At 66.1% G+C, this 15928-nt stretch carries 11 protein-coding genes; 4 read left to right on the top strand and 7 right to left on the bottom strand.

Going from position 1 to position 15928, the window contains the following annotated elements:
- Positions 1-66 precede the first annotated feature (66 nt).
- A complete protein-coding gene (locus EV667_RS11665) occupies positions 67-1221 on the top strand; it encodes an iron-containing alcohol dehydrogenase (RefSeq protein WP_245516118.1) in 1155 nt (384 codons plus the stop codon).
- 150 nt (positions 1222-1371) lie between these two features.
- Here the strand turns inward: EV667_RS11665 and EV667_RS11670 are convergent, their stop codons facing one another.
- On the bottom strand, positions 1372-2025 hold the full coding sequence (locus EV667_RS11670) for a hydrolase (RefSeq protein ID WP_131835513.1): 654 nt from the start codon (positions 2023-2025) through the stop codon (positions 1372-1374).
- A 145-nt stretch (positions 2026-2170) separates the two neighbouring features.
- Here EV667_RS11670 and EV667_RS11675 point away from each other — a divergent pair, with 145 nt between their 5' ends.
- A complete protein-coding gene (locus EV667_RS11675; protein ID WP_165901607.1) occupies positions 2171-3052 on the top strand; it encodes a LysR family transcriptional regulator in 882 nt (293 codons plus the stop codon).
- Between the two features lie 72 nt (positions 3053-3124).
- On the opposite strand, the gene EV667_RS11680 is transcribed toward EV667_RS11675, so the two are convergent.
- The gene (locus EV667_RS11680; RefSeq protein WP_131835515.1) at positions 3125-9163 is read right to left on the bottom strand and encodes a DUF3320 domain-containing protein; all 6039 of its coding nucleotides are present in this window, start codon (positions 9161-9163) and stop codon (positions 3125-3127) included.
- Positions 9164-9578: 415 nt separating this feature from the next.
- On the opposite strand from EV667_RS11680, the gene EV667_RS11685 reads away from it, so the two are divergent.
- On the top strand, positions 9579-10799 hold the full coding sequence (locus EV667_RS11685; RefSeq protein WP_131835516.1) for an HAD-IIIA family hydrolase: 1221 nt from the start codon (positions 9579-9581) through the stop codon (positions 10797-10799).
- An 11-nt stretch (positions 10800-10810) separates the two neighbouring features.
- Positions 10811-11806, top strand: a complete 996-nt coding sequence (locus tag EV667_RS11690; protein WP_131835517.1) for a GHMP family kinase ATP-binding protein — start codon at positions 10811-10813, stop codon at positions 11804-11806.
- A gap of 15 nt (positions 11807-11821) precedes the next feature.
- Here EV667_RS11690 and EV667_RS11695 read toward each other — a convergent pair whose 3' ends face one another.
- From EV667_RS11695 to EV667_RS11715, 5 genes are all read right to left on the bottom strand, one after another.
- Positions 11822-12406 carry a D-sedoheptulose-7-phosphate isomerase gene (locus EV667_RS11695; RefSeq protein ID WP_131835518.1) on the bottom strand — a complete coding sequence of 195 codons (585 nt, stop codon included), beginning with the start codon at positions 12404-12406 and terminating at the stop codon, positions 11822-11824.
- A 172-nt stretch (positions 12407-12578) separates the two neighbouring features.
- Positions 12579-12971, bottom strand: coding sequence for a helix-turn-helix domain-containing protein (locus EV667_RS11700; RefSeq protein ID WP_131835519.1), 393 nt, complete (start codon positions 12969-12971; stop codon positions 12579-12581).
- Positions 12972-13040: 69 nt separating this feature from the next.
- Complete coding sequence (locus EV667_RS11705; protein WP_131835520.1) at positions 13041-14120, bottom strand: ABC transporter ATP-binding protein; 1080 nt, start codon at positions 14118-14120, stop codon at positions 13041-13043.
- Positions 14117-14917, bottom strand: coding sequence for an ABC transporter permease (locus tag EV667_RS11710; RefSeq protein WP_131835521.1), 801 nt, complete (start codon positions 14915-14917; stop codon positions 14117-14119). The genes EV667_RS11705 and EV667_RS11710 overlap by 4 nt, the downstream gene beginning before the upstream one ends.
- A gap of 6 nt (positions 14918-14923) precedes the next feature.
- Positions 14924-15793, bottom strand: a complete 870-nt coding sequence (locus EV667_RS11715; RefSeq protein ID WP_131835522.1) for an ABC transporter permease — start codon at positions 15791-15793, stop codon at positions 14924-14926.
- Between the last annotated feature and the right edge of the window lie 135 nt (positions 15794-15928).

Genomic DNA, 15928 nt, shown 5'->3' on the forward strand with positions numbered 1-15928 from the left:
GGCAGCCCGCGAGGCGCGACGATGGCGGGCCGTCGGCAGGCGCCGCCATGTGAAGGGAGGAAGCCCGTGCAAGGCACGATCACCTATCTGACGACGATCGAATTCGGAGAGGGAGCCATCGACCGCCTAAGCGAGCATCTCGGGCTCGCGGGCATCCAGCGTCCTCTCATCATATCCGATCACGGCCTGGCCGCGACCGGCCTGGTCGACCGTGTCGCCGCGCTTTGTCCACCCGGCTCGGCGGTTTTCCTTGATGTGCCGTCCAATCCGACCGAAGCGGCGGTGCTGGCCGCTCTGGCGGCCTATCGCGACAGCGGCGCCGATGGGATCGTCGCCCTCGGCGGCGGGTCGCCGATAGACCTCGCCAAGGGCGTCGCCCTGCTCGCCACCCATGAAGGGCCGCTGGAGAGCTACGCGGTCATCTATGGCGGGCTCGGCCGGATCACGGCTGCGGTCGCTCCGGTGATCGCCGTGCCGACCACGGCTGGCACGGGGGCCGAAGTGGGGCGAGCCGCGCTTCTCACCCTCGCCGATGGGAGAAAGCTCGGCTTCATCAGCCCGCATTTGTTTCCCAGAAAGGCCATATGCGATCCTGAGCTCACCTATGGACTGCCGCCCTTCCTCACCGCCGCGACGGCGCTCGACGCGCTTTCGCATTGCGTCGAGACCTTTCTCTCGCCGCGCTATAATCCTCCCGCCGACGCCATCGCGCTCGATGGCGCCGGGCGCATCTGGCGGCATATCGAGCGGGCATTCCGGGAGGGCGGAGACGTCGAGGCCCGCCGCGAACTGATGATGGGTTCGCTGCACGGAGGGCTGAGTTTCCAGAAGGGGCTGGGCGCCGTCCATGCCCTCTCGCACGCTCTTGGCGGCCTTGGCGAGCCCAACCTCCACCATGGCACGCTGAACGCCTTGCTGATGCCCGACGTGCTGCGTTTCAACCGACCGGAGATCGTCGAGAAGGCGGAACGCCTGAACAACGTTCTCGGGCTGGGCGCGACGGTTGATCTGGCGGACGAACTGGACGCGCTGAATCTCCGGCTCGGCATTCCCGCCAGCCTCACCGCGCTCGGCGTTCCCCATGCCAAGATCGACTGGCTGGTCGAGCGGGCGCTGGCCGATCACAGCTGTGCCACCAATCCGCGCGCCCTGTCGGCCGCCGATCTGCGCGCCCTGCTGGAAAGCGCGTTCAGCCCGGCTTCAGGTGGCTCTTCGACTTGACGCAGCGATCCTTGCAGTGGCCCGTCGCCAGCGGCTGCGGCCGGAATGACGGCGTGAGCAGGTCCGGTTTTTCCGGACCTGCGCCGGGCCGGCCCCCAGGCGGGCAGGGCCGGCCGCTCTGTCAGCGAGGGCTTTCGCGCCGCTGCCAGATCAGCCTGCGCGGCTCGGCACCGGCGTGTTGAGCAGCTGCTGCTCCCAAAGATACGCAATGCCGCTGCCGCCGGCATGTTGCGTGATTACCTCGGTTATCTTGATGGCCGTATCCATCCGCGCCCAGTCGCGCTGCCACTCCGCCGCGACCGCCAGCCATGTCATCATGTTGGCACCGGCCCCGATCATGCGCTGGATGGCGACCGTGTGTGCCTCGACCGAGACGCCCGCGGAGGCATCCGTGACAACCGTCACATCCCACCCCTCGCCAAGCGCCTGGATCGCCGGCATCGCCACGCACACCTCGGTCCAGAGACCCGCGATGATGAGTTGCTTGCGACCCGTCGCCTTGACCGCGTCCACCACCTTGGCATCCTCCCAGGTGTTGATGAACGTTCGGTCGATCACCTCCTGGCCGGGAAACACATCCGTGATCTGCGGAAAGAGCAGGCCGCCGCGCTCGGCGATGACGGAGGTCAGGATGGTGGGCACGCCGAACGCCTTGGCGGCCTTTGCCAGGCCCGCCGTATTGTTGATCACCATCTGCGGTTCGTGACTGTTCACATTCGCCAGCTGGTAGGGCTGGTGGTCGATCAGAACGAGGACGGAGTCTTCGGGACGAAGAAGCAAAGCAAGGCCGTTGCGAAAGGTCATGAGTATCCTCTGCTGCCGTTATCGGTGAGGTTGGTCGCCAGTTGCATGCGCCCCCGGGCGCTGCTGGCAGGACAGTCTCATCGCGGCTCGTGCTACGATAGCGCGCCTTCGCGCCACGCTGTGTCGCGCAATGAGGAACGCCGAAGTGGATATTGAGGAGCTCAGAACCTTCGTGGAGGTCGCCGATGCCGGCGGCGTGTCGCCCGCGGCGCGGCGCCTTGGCCTCTCCAAGTCCATCGTCAGCCGGCGGCTGCATCGGCTGGAGACAGAACTTGGCGTCCAGCTGTTAGCACGCACCACCCGCGGCGCCGCGCTCACCGAGGCCGGGGTCACGTTCCGCGACCATGCCGCCCGAGTGTGCGCCGAAATCGACGTGGCGCGGGAAACGATCCTGCCCGCCGGCGAACTGCGGGGCCGCTTGCGGATTGCCGCACCGCTTTCCTTCGGCCCGACCCACTTCGCGCATGTGCTGGCGGACATGGCCCGGCGCCACCCCCAGCTCCACATCCACACCTGCTACACCGACAATTTCGTCGATCTCGTCACAGGGGGTTACGACTGCGCCATCCGCGTCGGCCATCTCCAGGATTCAAACCTGCTCGCCCGACGCGTCGGGCCTATCTATGGCCGGCTGGTGGCGAGCCCGGCCTATATCCGGGCGCATGGGTCGCCCGAGACGCCGGAGCAACTCGGCGCCCATCAAGCCCTCATGCAGGGCACCGAGGCCTGGCAGTTGATGGACGGCGACAAGGTCGTCACTGTGCGTCCGCAGGGGCGCTTCAAGGCGGACAACGGCACGGCACTGGTCGCGGCCGCGACCGCCGGGCTGGGGATCGCCTACCTGCCCGACGGCCTCACGCACGAACTCTTGGCTTCCGGCGCACTTGTTCCGGTGATGACGGGCCATCCTCCGCCTCCGGCCGGCATTTATGTGCTCCGGCCGCCGGGGGCCTATCCCGCACGGAAGGTTCGGGTTCTCACGGAAATGCTGATCGCGTGTTTCGACCACGCCGCGCAATGGAGCTGAACGGCCGACCCGGACACGACATGTCGCGGCTCCGGGATAGGCAAGGCCGGCGAGGCCGCGCTTAACCAATCGTCACGGATCGCTCGGGCTTGCTGCCCCCCTGGGATGAGCCGTCACGACCAACGGGCGCGCTTGTGCCATCGCCTCATCCAGGCGGGCGCGGGAGACGGCCGCGAGACGATCCACGCCGAGAAGGCGCGCGATTTCCCGCGCGGGATCGAGCTTCTCCAGCACGTCGATATTGTCGAGCACGACAGAGGCGAGCTCCGCGAGGGGAATGTCGCCGATCCCCCGACGAGCCGCCTCGCTGCCGGGCGGGCGGTAGGCGAGGACATCGCAGATCGTCCCCTTCTTCCAGATGAACTCGCCGCTCGACTCCATCGTCCTGTCCAGATGGCGCAGATGGAGGTCGATCCTCTCGCGGATCCGGCCACCCGTGCGCAGCCAGCCATGCGCGCGCGACACACGCTGGGCGAGAAGGTCTGTCCGCAGCGGGGCCTCGGCCTCGATGATGGCCTCGATCATGCCCCGCAGCGTCTCACGGTAGCCGAACTCGTAGAACTGCTCCGGGTCGACGGTAAAGCCGGACAGGTCGGTGAGTCGATAATGGCGCCCGCCGGAAGCCTCCGTGGCGACGATGCGGATGGGCGACACTTCGCTGTCCGGCACGGCGGCGTCCGTCCCGGCCAGCCCTTCCGATACCAGCTCGGACTCGCTGGCAATCGCAGGCGGCGGCATCGGATCGACAGGAGCCGTCGACACCGCAGCGGGAACCGCGTCGTTCTCGTCGCGCTCCAAACCCTCGACTTCGTGCCCCATGTCCCATCGGGTGGCGACCGTCCCCCCTTCGGCGGCAGCGGCCTCGGTGGCTCGCCGCGCCCGGCTAATTTCCAGGTGCTCGGTCAGCCTGGTGTGAAGGCGCTCGGCACAGCCGGCGGCGTCGAACCACCAATCGGTGGACCAGACGCGGACCATGTTCCAGCCGAGGCCCTTCAGCACCTGCTCGCGCACCTTGTCGCGATCACGCGCCGTTGCCGAGCTGTGATAGGTCGCGCCGTCACATTCGACGCCGGCGAGATAGGCGCCGGGAAGATCGGGATGGCGCACCCCGAGGTCGATCCGGAAACCGGAAATGCCGACCTGGGGCACCACCGTCCAGCCGCGACGCTCCAGCTGCGCGGCAACGGCCTCCTCGAAGGGCGAGTCGAAGCCGCCGACCGAACCGATATCCTGCGCCGCCAAGGCGATGGTGCCGCGTTCCGCATAGTCCAGGAAGGTCTTCAGATGGCGCACGGCGAGCCCCTTGGCCCGGCCTGCGTCGATCAGGTCCGCCGTGAAGCCGGAGAAGACAATGAGCTCCTGCCGCGCGCGGGTGATGGCAACGTTCAGGCGCCGCTCGCCCCCGTCGCGGTTGAGCGCGCCGAAATCCATCGACAGCTTGCCGGCGGCGTCCTTCCAGAAGGTGAGGGAGAACAGGATGACGTCGCGCTCGTCGCCCTGCACATTTTCCAGATTGCGGACGATGGTCGGCTCGACCCGCTCCTCGGAGAAGAACCACTCAAGCTCGGGCTCGTCCCGGCGCGCGGCGTCTAGCAGGTCGAGGATCAGCGATTGCTGCTGGGCGTTCAGGGTGATCACCGCGAGCGTCGGGCGCTCCTTTTCCGGCAGTTTCAGCCACGCCTTCATGCGGGCGACCGCCTCGCGCGCGACGGCTTCAGCCTCGATCTTGTTCGTCCGGCTCTTGCCACGGTCATAGACGCCGTGCGGCACCCTGCGCAGATGCACCGCGCGGTCTTCGACGGCGGGGGAGGGGAACGTGACCAGGCGGTTCTGGTAATAATGATGGTTGGAGAAGGCGATCAGGGATTCGCTGCGGCTGCGGTAATGCCAGCGCAATACCCTCACCGGGATGACCTTTTCCAATTCGTCGAGAATGCTCTCCAGATCCTTCTCGTGATCTTCGAGGTCTTCTTCGTCCTCGTTGCTGCCGAAGAAATTGGTCGGCGGCAGCTGCTTGGGGTCGCCGACGATGATGGTCTGGCGCGCCCGCGCAATGGCGCCCACGGCATCCCAGGTGCTGATTTGCGAAGCTTCGTCGAAGATCACCACGTCGAACAGCGCCTGGTTCGGCGGCAGGTACTGGGCGATCGACAGCGGCGACATCAGCATGCAGGGCGCCAGCTTCGAGAAGCTCTGCGGCATTTTGCCGATCATGTCGCGGATCGACTGGTTCGGCCGCTGCAATCCCATCTGGTGGCGCAGCAGGCCGAGCTCCGAGTGGCGCGGCACGCTCTGCACCGGCGGCAGCCCGTGCGCGATGGCGCTGATAACACGCCGGGCGGCGTGGGAGCGCACGAGATCGTCAATCTCGCGGAATTCCTTGATGGCGTTCTCATGCTGGAAACGGCGGAAATCCCTGAGAACCGGGTCGCCATCCAGTATCTTCGGCAGCCACCAACGGGCATAGGCGAGCACAAAGGCGGCGTGTGCCCCGTCCGGAGCGATCGCGCCGCTTTCAATGGCGGCGACGAGAGGGGTAAGGCCCCGATCCGTCGCCCGGTTGCGCACGCGGCACCAGTCCGACCAGTCGCGCAGCAGATGCCGCCCGTCGACCAGCGCGGAGAGAGTGGCATCCAGCGCGTCGAGATGAGCGCTGTCGGGGATGAGCACGAGATCGCGCCCCGCCACGACACAAAAATCCCGCCGCGCCGCTTCAAGGCCGGCGATTGCGGCGAGCAGCCGCGGGCCGGCAGCAAGGATCGGATGGTGCTCGACCTCTCCCGACAGGCACGGCACGATGGTGCGGAGCATGGAGCGGACGTCATCCCGCTCAAGGCCAGGCAGGCGCAGGGCGCGGCGCAGTTCGCCGGCGCGCTCCAGCAGATCGGCAACCGCCGCAACATCGGTTTCCAAGCCCTCGACCGGCAGCTTCTTGCCGGCCAGCAGGTTCTGCTCGATGGCGATGAGGCTCGCCTTCATGCGGCCCAGCAACGGCAGGTCGATTTCGGGCGCGCACATGCCCTGAGTGACGTGGGCCTGCATCTGCTTGAGAACCCGGCGCTTGCCGAGCATCGCGTTCGGCCAGAGCGAGGCGCTTGCCTCCTGCCATTGCCGGCTCAGCAGCTCCGTGTCGAGGGCGCGCAGGGCCGACACGCCATAGGAGGCGGCGAGCCCCTGTTCGGCTTCGCTATAGGCCTCGATCGCCGTCGCCAGGCCCGCCAGCGCTGGCCCGCACTGGAGAAATTCCGGATCGAAGGCGATGGTGACATCGCGGCCACGGCATTTCCGCAGCGCGGCCCCCAGCAGCGCCAGCGCGCGAACCTCTTCCTGGGAGCAACTGTGCTGCGGCTTGAGTCCCAGGCTTGCGCGAAAGGCATCGAGCGAGCCCGCCAACAGCTGGATGGCATTGCGCAGTGAATCGACCGCCGCCAGCATGCTCTCCTGCCAGCTGGAACTCCACGCGGCGACATTGACCAGATCGAGCGCCGGCTGCCGCTTGACGGAGGCGAAAACGCGGCCGAGGTCGGCGGCGATCTCCTCCAGTTCGCGCACAGTCTCGGCGTCGTGCGGTTCACTCTCCGGCCACGCAAGGGCGGGGGCCGGCTCGTCGTGCGCCCTGAGCGCGATCCCCAGCGCCTTGTACGGCGTCCAGCCATTCGGGTAGCGCCGGTGCAGGGCCGCGACATAGCCGTTCAGCAGGTCGCGGCGCAGCCGAAGCCGCTCGTTGATCGCCACCCATTCCGAAGCATCGTCCCGCCCGCCATATTCCCAGGCGGCCTTGAGCTGCCCGAGGAAATGCCGGCGGTCGGCCTTGTTCGAGTGCAGCTCGATGCAGTGATTGGCAAGGCCATGTTCGCGCAGGCGGCGATAGACGACATCGAGCGCGGCCGTCTTTTCGGCGACGAACAGCACCGTCTTTCCCACCGCCAGGCAGTTGGCGATCATGTTGGCGATGGTCTGGCTCTTGCCGGTGCCGGGCGGGCCGACGATGACGAAATCCCGCCCTTCGGTCGCCGCGAGGCAAGCCGCCGTCTGCGACGAATCCGAGGGCAGCAGGGACACGATATCGGACGGCGCGTAGGCGTGGTCGAGCTCACGCTCATCGCGGAACGGGACCTGCCCCTTGCCGGCGTCGAAGGACTGTTCCGGCGTATCGATCAGATGGCGGACGACCCTGTTCTCGCGCAGCGCCTGCGTCCGCTCGACCAGATCCTTCCACATCAGGAACTTCGCGAATGAAAAGGTCGACAGGGCCGTCTCGTCCACGACCTCCATGCCCGCCACATCGCGCACCGCGTGGCGCATCATCGCGAGCAGCTGGGGAACGTCGATCCCGTTCTCGTCGCGCGGCAGGCCGTCCCCGAATTGGGGGAGCTTCAGATCGAACTCCCGCTCGAGAAACTGAAGCAAGGTGGCGTTGAAGCGCGGCTCGTCCTCGTGAAAGCGGATGGAGAAGCGGGAGCTCGCGCTGCGACGTTCCAGCGTCACCGGCACCAGCAGGAGCGGCGCCCGATAGAAGCGCTCATCCTCCGGCGTTTTCTTCCAGCGCAGGAAGCCCACTGCGAGGAACAGAGTGTTCGCCCCGCCCTCGGCGAAATCGTTGCGGACCTGACGGTGCAGGTCGATAAGCCGGGCGTCCAGCTGGCGCGCGTCGAGAAGGGAAGGAAGCTCGTCGCGCAGCAGCGCCTCGGCGGCAAAGCCGCGCTGGAGATCCCGGCCATGCACCTCGCGATAAAGCGCCGCGTCGCGCTCGCCGAGGGGGTTCTGCTCCGGCAGCGAAATGATCCGGATCGCGGCACCGTCGGTAAGCCGGTCTTCGAGATAGGCGACATCGGTGCAGAGGAACGGGATGGTCTTCTTCGAATCCGGAAAGTTGAGGAGGCGGTTGCGAAGGGTGAGGTCGAGAAGCTTCCTCTGCCAGCGGTCGATACGGCCGGCGGCCGTGGTAGGCTTCACCTCGACGCTCTCAGTGGGCAGCTCACTAAAGCTCGGCGCGGCGGGGAGCGGAAGATCCCCGACCGGCGCCATCGCCTCGTCGACAGTGCCTCGACGGAGCGGCTCGTGCGACGCCAGCGGCGTGATCCCGCCACTTCGCAACCGCCGGACGTCGACCGCCGCGACGAAGGCATGCGCCTCGTCGTCGTGCAGACGGCGATCGAGCGCCTGCTGCGCGCCCTCCAGGGTCAGCGCCGGACGATGCGTCACGCCCGTCGTCTCGAAGACGATGAGCTCGCGCGAGGCCAGCGCCTTGCGGACCTCCATGGGATCCGCCTCGATCCCCGTGGCGAAGGTCCGCTTCGCCAGCCACACGCCCACTGCGGCATGGCCGGCGAACATGAGGATTACCGGGTGCAGGCCGGCAGCTTCCAGGGCGGCCGCAAAGAGAAGACTGGTGTCGAGGCAGGTCGCCAGCCGTTCCTCGGCGATGGTGCTGGGGCGCCGTACCTTCTGGCCGCGATGCTCGAAGCTCGCCGGCGGTTCGGCATAGTGCAGGCCCATGCCGGCGATGGCGGAATAGATCGCCGCGGTGAGCATATAGGCCCGTTGCGGGCTCTGCGACTGATAGCCGTCGAGCGCGCTGGGGTGGCCGTGCGCCGCGAGCCGTTCGGCCGCCGTCCGCAGGATCGTGGCGATCCCCGGGTCGTTCGGCATGACGAAGGCCGGCAGCAACTGCGCCATGTCGGCAACGCCGCCCCATTCGTCCCGTGCCAGCAGCCGGACCGCGAAGCGCTGCTCCCCGAGCACCTCGCCCCCCGCCGACAGACGAAGCGTTATTTCGCCGCGTTCGGCCTCGTTGAGGCCGGCGAGATAGACGGCGTCGAGCTCCACCTTGCGATCGCTCAACTGCAGATTGTCGCCCGGAACAAGTCTATCCACCGTCCAGGATTTCGGTCGCAAAAATGCAGGAGAGGATATCAGATCAACCCGACAGTTCTCGACATGATGATCCGTGTGGTTCTCGATGCGGATCGACCGGACAACCGGAATCGCGTTCTGGTAAGACGCATAGGTAAAGCTGGTGGCAATGTCGGCAATGATTGTCGGATGCTTGGACGACGACCCGATACCGGGGCCTTCTGACTCCGAAACAATTGTATCCGTGATATGCATCGGCCCACTCCCTATCGGGATACTAGCGAGCTTTTGCCGGATTAAGAATACCTTGGATCAACGCGAGACAACCTCGCCGGGCGAAACTATCGCGCGGTGACGCTCATCGGCGCGGCGCTCGTTCCCGGCGAATGCCCTTCGTCCACCTTCGCAACCGTGGCGGCCGTCTCAATCGGCCGCCCTTTTGCATACTCTCGATCATGTGCATCATGGGTATCGCCATCCGCCTTCCACTTGGGCCGTGGTTCGGCTACATGCCGGCAGGTGGTCGCGAGCGTGATAAGCGTGGCGATCTCCCTTCCTGCATGCGGGCTGTTCGATCCTTTCCTCGCTCGGCCCTCCATCCAACCATCACTCCACATCAGCGGGCACCCGGCCGCGCCGGCAGGCGCCCCGGTTCAATTAGGGGCGTAGCTTGGTCTCTCAGGCGGTCATCCTGTGTGGGGGCATCGGCACCCGCCTCGGCACGCTCACCGAAACGACGCCGAAACCCATGCTGGAGGTGGGCGGGCGCCCCTTCCTGCTGCATCTTATCCAGGAGGTCGCCCGCCACGGCGTGGAACGGATCACGCTGTTGGCTGGCCGCTTCGGCGACCAGATCACGGCAACCTTCCACGGTCATCGACTTTTCGGCGCGCAGATCGAGGTGCTGGCCGAGCCGGCGCCGCTCGGCACCGGCGGCGCTCTGGGTTTCGCCGTCGATCGCCTCGATCCGGAGTTCCTGCTGCTGAACGGCGATTCCTGGATCGACGCCGATCTCACGCGGTTCGTGCTGGCCTGGCGGCGGTCCCGGGAACGGGACCCAGCGTTGATCGCCCAGATGTTGCCTCATCGCGTAGCCGACACCACCCGCTTCGGCCGGCTCGTGCTGGATGGCGACCGTGTCGCGGCCTTCGACGACAAAGGCGACCGGCGCGGGGAGGTGTCGGGTCTCATCAATGCCGGCGTCTACATTGTCGACCGCCGGATTGTGGACCTCATCCCGCGCCATGCCGCCTGCTCGCTGGAGCGGGAAATCCTGCCCCGCCTCGTGCGGGAGGGACGTGTCGTGGCCGCGCCCGTGCGCGAGGGCGCCTATTTCGTCGACATCGGCATCCCGGAAACCCTCGCCCGGGTCCGGGAAGAGTTGATCGGCATCCGCACCCGCCCCGCCATATTCTTCGATCGGGACGGAACCCTCACGCGCGACAGCGGCTACACCCACCGCGTCGAGGATCTTCACTGGATGCCACAGGCGCGCGAGGCCATCGCCCTCGCCAATGACAGGGGATACTTCGTCTTCGTCGTCACGAACCAATCCGGCATCGCGCGCGGTTTGTATGACGAGGCCGCAGTCGAGATGTTTCATCGCGCCATGCAGGAATCGCTGGCGCAGATCGGCGCTCATGTCGACGCGTTCGAGTGGTGCCCACACCATGTCGAGGCGGCGGTTCCCGCCTATCGGAAGGATTGCTCCCGCCGGAAGCCCGGCCCCGGCATGATTCTCGACCTGCTGGCAGCCTGGCCGGTGGAGCGGCGCCGCAGCTTCCTGATCGGCAATGGCGAGGTCGACATGGAGGCCGCGCGCGCGTCTGGCCTGCGCGCCGTTCGTTACGAGGGCGGATCAATGCTCGACATCCTGACCACCTCGTTTTAAGCGGTAATATTATGTGGATCAGCAGAACGCCGCTTCGGGCGAGCTTCTTCGGCGGCGGCACCGACTACCCCTCGCATTTCCACTCCAGTCCGGGCGCCGTGCTTGGCGGCACCATCGACAAATACATTTACATACAGGCACTTCCTCTCTCCCCCGTCGCCGAACAGAGGTTTCGCGTCACCTACCGCACGACCGAGAGCGTGCAGCGGATCGAGGACATCCAGCATCCGGTGATCCGCGAAACCTTGAAGCTGTATGGCTGGACTGCGCCGCTCAACATCGCCACCATGTCCGATCTTCCGGGAAATACGGGTCTCGGCAGTTCGTCGGCCTTCACCGTTGGCTTCATCAACCTGCTGCACCGCATGCGCGGTATCGAACTCACGCGTTATGAACTCGCGCGGCAGGCGATCCGGATGGAACAGGACATTCTCCGCGAGAATGTCGGCATCCAGGACCAGATCCATGCCGCTTTCGGCGGGCTCGCCCGCTACGAGTTTTCCGGCGACACCATCGCCATCGAGCCGCTGCGACTGACCACCAGCCGCTTGGCAACCCTCAACGCCTCGCTTCTGCTCGTCTATACCGGCGCCCAGCGACGCGCCATGGACGCGCTTTACAGCCAGCACCGACGCACCGCCAACGGCGATAACCGCGTCTATCTGCGCGAAATGTACGAGATGACGCGCACGGGGACGCAAATTCTGGAAGCAGGCGGCAGCGACAAAGCCAGCGTTGCGCGCTTCGCCGACCTGCTGGATGAAGGCTGGCGCCTGAAGCGAAAGCTGGGCGAAGGTGTCACCAACCCGGCCATCGACCTCCTCTATCAGCAGGGAAAAGCGCTCGGCGCGAAAGGCGCCAAGCTTCTGGGGGCGGGCGGGGACGGCTTCATGCTGTTCATCGCCGAGCCGGCACTTCATGGCGCCTTCGTGGACCATTTCGGGGCCGGCAATGTCATACCGATCGCCTTGACCGACGCCGGATCGACGGTTTCGCGCTTCGATTGAGCCGCCCGACCGGACTCAGCGGGGTGGCGAGCGCATGGCGGATTCGACAATCCCGCAGATAAGATGCCCGATCGTGATGTGCGCCTCCTGGATATGACTGGTCTGCCCGTGCGGCACGGCGATCAGGATATCGGCATGCTGTTCGAGAGCCCCCCCGCTCGCGCCCGTGAGGCCGATGGTGACGATGCCCATCTGCCGGGCAATCTCGAAAGCCTTCACGACGTTGGCGCTGTGGCCACTGGTCGAAAGGCCAACCAGCAAATCGCCGCGCCGGCCCATGCCCCGGATCTGGCGCGCGAAAACATGCTCATAGCCATAGTCGTTGGCGATCGCGGTAAGGGCCGAGGCGTCGAGGGTCAGGGCCAGAGCGGGCAGCGGATCACGCTCGAACAGGAAGCGCCCCATCAGTTCCGCCGCAAGGTGCTGGGCATCGGCGGCCGAGCCACCATTGCCGCAGAACATCACCTTGCCCCCGGACGACAGCGCGGCGATGCAGGCCTCGGCCGCCCTGGCAACGTCTGCCGCAACAGCGTCAAGGCGCCCCATCAGCCGGGCGGTTTCGGCGAAATAGGCGACGATGACGTCCGTCGAATTATTCATGCATCTCTGCCGGGGAAGCGTGCAAACAGCCCTTCTTCGATACCTCCCAACCCGTGTCCGAGTCGATGGCTGACGAAGGCACCCGGCGGAATTAGGCGTGAAGTGTGCCACATACAGGACGAATTGACCGCGCTGGGCGGGGGGCCGGCCACCACCGCCCATACGGTCGAACTTACTCCGGCGCGACCACTGCCGGACCGATGACCAATTCGTCAGCGACAAAGCGCTCGATGCGGCCGGGCAGATAAAACACGTCGGAAACAAGATCGTGCTCCGCGACCGTCCAGAGAGGATCGCTGTCCTTTCGCTGGACCCAAACGAAACACGACGTGGGCCGATCCGCTTCCTCATTAATTCGGAGAGCCTGCAAGTCGGCCGCGCTGGTTGATGGCAAGCCCCCGGCCTGAAGAAGGACGCCAAGCTGGGCGGCGACAGTGTCCGGGATCATTTTTGCGCCCGTGCTCCACCGGCGCACCGTGCGGATGTCCACGCCGATGAGCCTGGCGAAGCCCGCCGGCGTGGTGTTGAGCGTTCCGAGCGCTTCCTGGAATTCTTCCGCTGTCATGCCCGGGGAAATAGCAGGCGCGGACCCGACTGGCTACGGATGCGGAAACGATGGCAGTCGGCCTCTGCTTCAGTGGCAGAAGAGCCGGGCGTCTGTCGCCTCCCAATGCAGCTGCATGTGGGCCCCCATAGTGACCTCGTCGGGGCGGACGCGGCTGGCGGGCATCCGCACATTGACGCTGGCACCCCATCCGGTGGCGAGGACGAAATGGTAGGTCTCACCAATAAAGGTTGCGTCGGACAGGACGGCGTCGATGCCGGGTTCCGCCGCTTGTCCGAGAGGCGAAAGGCGCAGGCGGTCGGGTCGGATCATCAGCCCGGCGCGAGCGCCGGCGACGGCGGCGCCGTGCAGCGATATGCCGCTCAGCATGCCGCCGTCCGGAAGCACGATGTCAGCGCTCTCGCCTTCGCTCCGGGTGATGGTGCAGTCGAGGAAATTCGAGTGGCCGACGAAGTCGGCGACGAAGCGCGTTCGGGGCGCCTCATAGAGTTCCCGACCCTTGCCGAGTTGCTCGATGCGGCCGTGGTTGAACAGGGCGATACGATCGGAAAGGCTCAGCGCCTCTTCTTGGTCGTGGGTAACGTAAAGAATGGTGACGCCGGTCTGCCGATGAATGCGGCGGATCTCATCCTGGATCTCCTCGCGCAGTTTCTTGTCCAGTGCCGAGAGCGGTTCGTCCATGAGCAGGAGCGGCGGGTCGTAGGCCAGCGCCCGGGCCAGCGCGACGCGCTGCTGCTGGCCGCCGGACAGTTGGGCGGGCATCCGGTCGGCGAAGCCCTCCAGCCGTACCAGTGCCAGCATCTCCTCGACCTTGCGGCCGATCTCGGCCGCCGACCGTCGGCGCACGCGCAAGGGGAAGGCCACGTTCTCGGCGACGGAGAGATGCGGGAACAGCGTGTAGCGCTGGAACACCATGCCGATGTTGCGCTTGTTGGAAGGCTCGGCGAGGATGCTGCGCCCCCCCAGCCGCACATCGCCGCCCGACGGCTCGAAGAATCCGGCGATCATATAGAGCGTCGTGCTCTTGCCCGAACCCGAAGGCCCGAGAAAGGTCACAAACTCGCCCTGCGCGATATCCAGTGAGACATCATTGACGGCGGCGACGTTTCCGAACGTCTTGGAAATATTGGATATTTCCAGAAAAGTCATGAGCGGGCGTCCTTGCGGAAGAGGGCGGCAAGCGCCATCAGGGCGGCGGTCAGCGCGATCAGCAGCGTCGAAACGGCCGCGATGACAGGCGAGAGATCCTGGCGCAGCGTGCTGTAGATCCGCACCGGCAAGGTCTGGAGATCGGGACTCGCCATGAAGATGGCGATCACCACCTCGTCCCACGAGGCGAGGAAGGAGAAGATCGCCGCGCTGATCAGACCCAGCCGGATGCCGGGAAGAGTGACGCGGATCTTGGCTTCCAGCGGGCTCGCGCCGCAGACGATGGCAGCGGTTTCGATATCGCGATCAAAGCGTTCCAGTGCATTGGAGATGGCGATGATCGAGAAGGGCAGGGCGATCACCAGATGCGCCAGTACGAAGCCGAGAAATGTGCCGTTGAGGTGCAGCCTGAGGAAGAAGGCGTAGAGCGCGACCGCAAGCACCACCACCGGAAGGATCATCGGCGTGAGGAACAGCGCCCGCAGCACCTCCCGCCCGCGAAACTCGCCGCGTGTCAGGCCGAAGGAGGCCATCAGCCCGATCACCACCGACAGCACCGTGACGACGGCAGCGATCTGGAAGCTGGTGAGGAAGGAGGCGATCCATTCGGGATCGTCGAACAATTCCTCATACCAGCGCAGCGTCCAGCCGGGGGGAGGGAATTGCAGCCATTGCGAGGAGCCGAAGGAGAGGGCGACGATGAGCAGGATCGGCAGCAGCAGATAGGCGCCGACCAGCACCGCAATGACGATCAGGACGACCCGCCAGGGGCCGAGACGGGCAAAATCGAGCAGCATGACGCCCTAGCTCCTCGCCTGACCAAAGCCGAAAAACCTCAGCTGAACCAGATAGATAGCAAGCGTTACGACCAGCAGCACCAAGGCCGCCGCGCCCGCCAGCCCCCAGTCGAGCAGCGACTGCACCAACTGGGCGATAAGCTCCGCCAGCATCATGTTGGAAGTGCCACCGAGCAGCGCCGGGGTGATGAAATAGCCGAGCGACATGACGAAAACCATCAGCGCGCCGGCCGCGATGCCGGAGGCGGCGAGGGGGAGCATCACCCGCGTGAAAGCCTGCCAGCGGCTGGCGCCGCACAAGGCGGCCGCCTGAAAGACGGCGGGGTCGATGGCGCGGATCGTGGCGTGCAGCGGCAGGATCATGAAGGGCAGCATGATGTAGGTCATGCCGATGGTAACGCCGGCCAGATTGTTGATCAGCGGCAGCGGCTCGGAGATGAGGCCGAGATCCATCAGCGTGCGGTTGATGATGCCGGTGCGCTGGAGCAACACCATCCACGCATAGGTGCGGGCCAGAAGGTTGGTCCACATCGACAGGATGATGATGGCGAACAGCAGCCGCGACCAGAAGGACGGCGCTATGGCCAGGAACCAGGCCACGGGAAAACCGAGGAGAACCGTCGCCAGCGTCACGGTCCCGGCCACCAGGAACGTGTTGCCCAGCACCTTCAGATAAGTCGTCGAGCCGAAGAAGGCCGCGTAGTTCTGCAGGCCCGGCTCGGGCTCCAGCACACTGCGGAGCAGAAGGGCGAGCACGGGAATCACGAACACCAGCACCACGACCGCCAACGCCGGAATCACGGGCACAATCCCCCGTCCGCGCCGCCGGGCGGTCGCAGGGGAGGGGTTGGCGAGCGGCACGTCGGTGACGGTCATGAGGGCTCGGTCACGTCGGTTCGTTGAGGGCGAGGGGGCGGGCGTTGAGGCCCGCCAAGCCGATGCGGTGCGCTGGTTACGCCTCGGGGCGGGGACCGCAGGCGGTCATGTCGCGCAGGGCACGCAGGGCGCCCT

This window comes from Ancylobacter aquaticus (assembly GCF_004339465.1).
Classification (GTDB): domain Bacteria; phylum Pseudomonadota; class Alphaproteobacteria; order Rhizobiales; family Xanthobacteraceae; genus Ancylobacter; species Ancylobacter aquaticus.

Excerpts from the sequence above, each read along its gene's own strand:
- EV667_RS11670 (WP_131835513.1), bottom strand. The coding sequence starts at position 2,025 with ATGACCTTTCGCAACGGCCTTGCTTTGCTTCTTCGTCCCGAAGACTCC.
- EV667_RS11680 (WP_131835515.1), bottom strand. The coding sequence starts at position 9,163 with ATGCATATCACGGATACAATTGTTTCGGAGTCAGAAGGCCCCGGTATC.
- EV667_RS11690 (WP_131835517.1), top strand. The coding sequence starts at position 10,811 with ATGTGGATCAGCAGAACGCCGCTTCGGGCGAGCTTCTTCGGCGGCGGC.
- EV667_RS11695 (WP_131835518.1), bottom strand. The coding sequence starts at position 12,406 with ATGAATAATTCGACGGACGTCATCGTCGCCTATTTCGCCGAAACCGCC.
- EV667_RS11700 (WP_131835519.1), bottom strand. The coding sequence starts at position 12,971 with ATGACAGCGGAAGAATTCCAGGAAGCGCTCGGAACGCTCAACACCACG.
- EV667_RS11705 (WP_131835520.1), bottom strand. The coding sequence starts at position 14,120 with ATGACTTTTCTGGAAATATCCAATATTTCCAAGACGTTCGGAAACGTC.
- EV667_RS11710 (WP_131835521.1), bottom strand. The coding sequence starts at position 14,917 with ATGCTGCTCGATTTTGCCCGTCTCGGCCCCTGGCGGGTCGTCCTGATC.
- EV667_RS11715 (WP_131835522.1), bottom strand. The coding sequence starts at position 15,793 with ATGACCGTCACCGACGTGCCGCTCGCCAACCCCTCCCCTGCGACCGCC.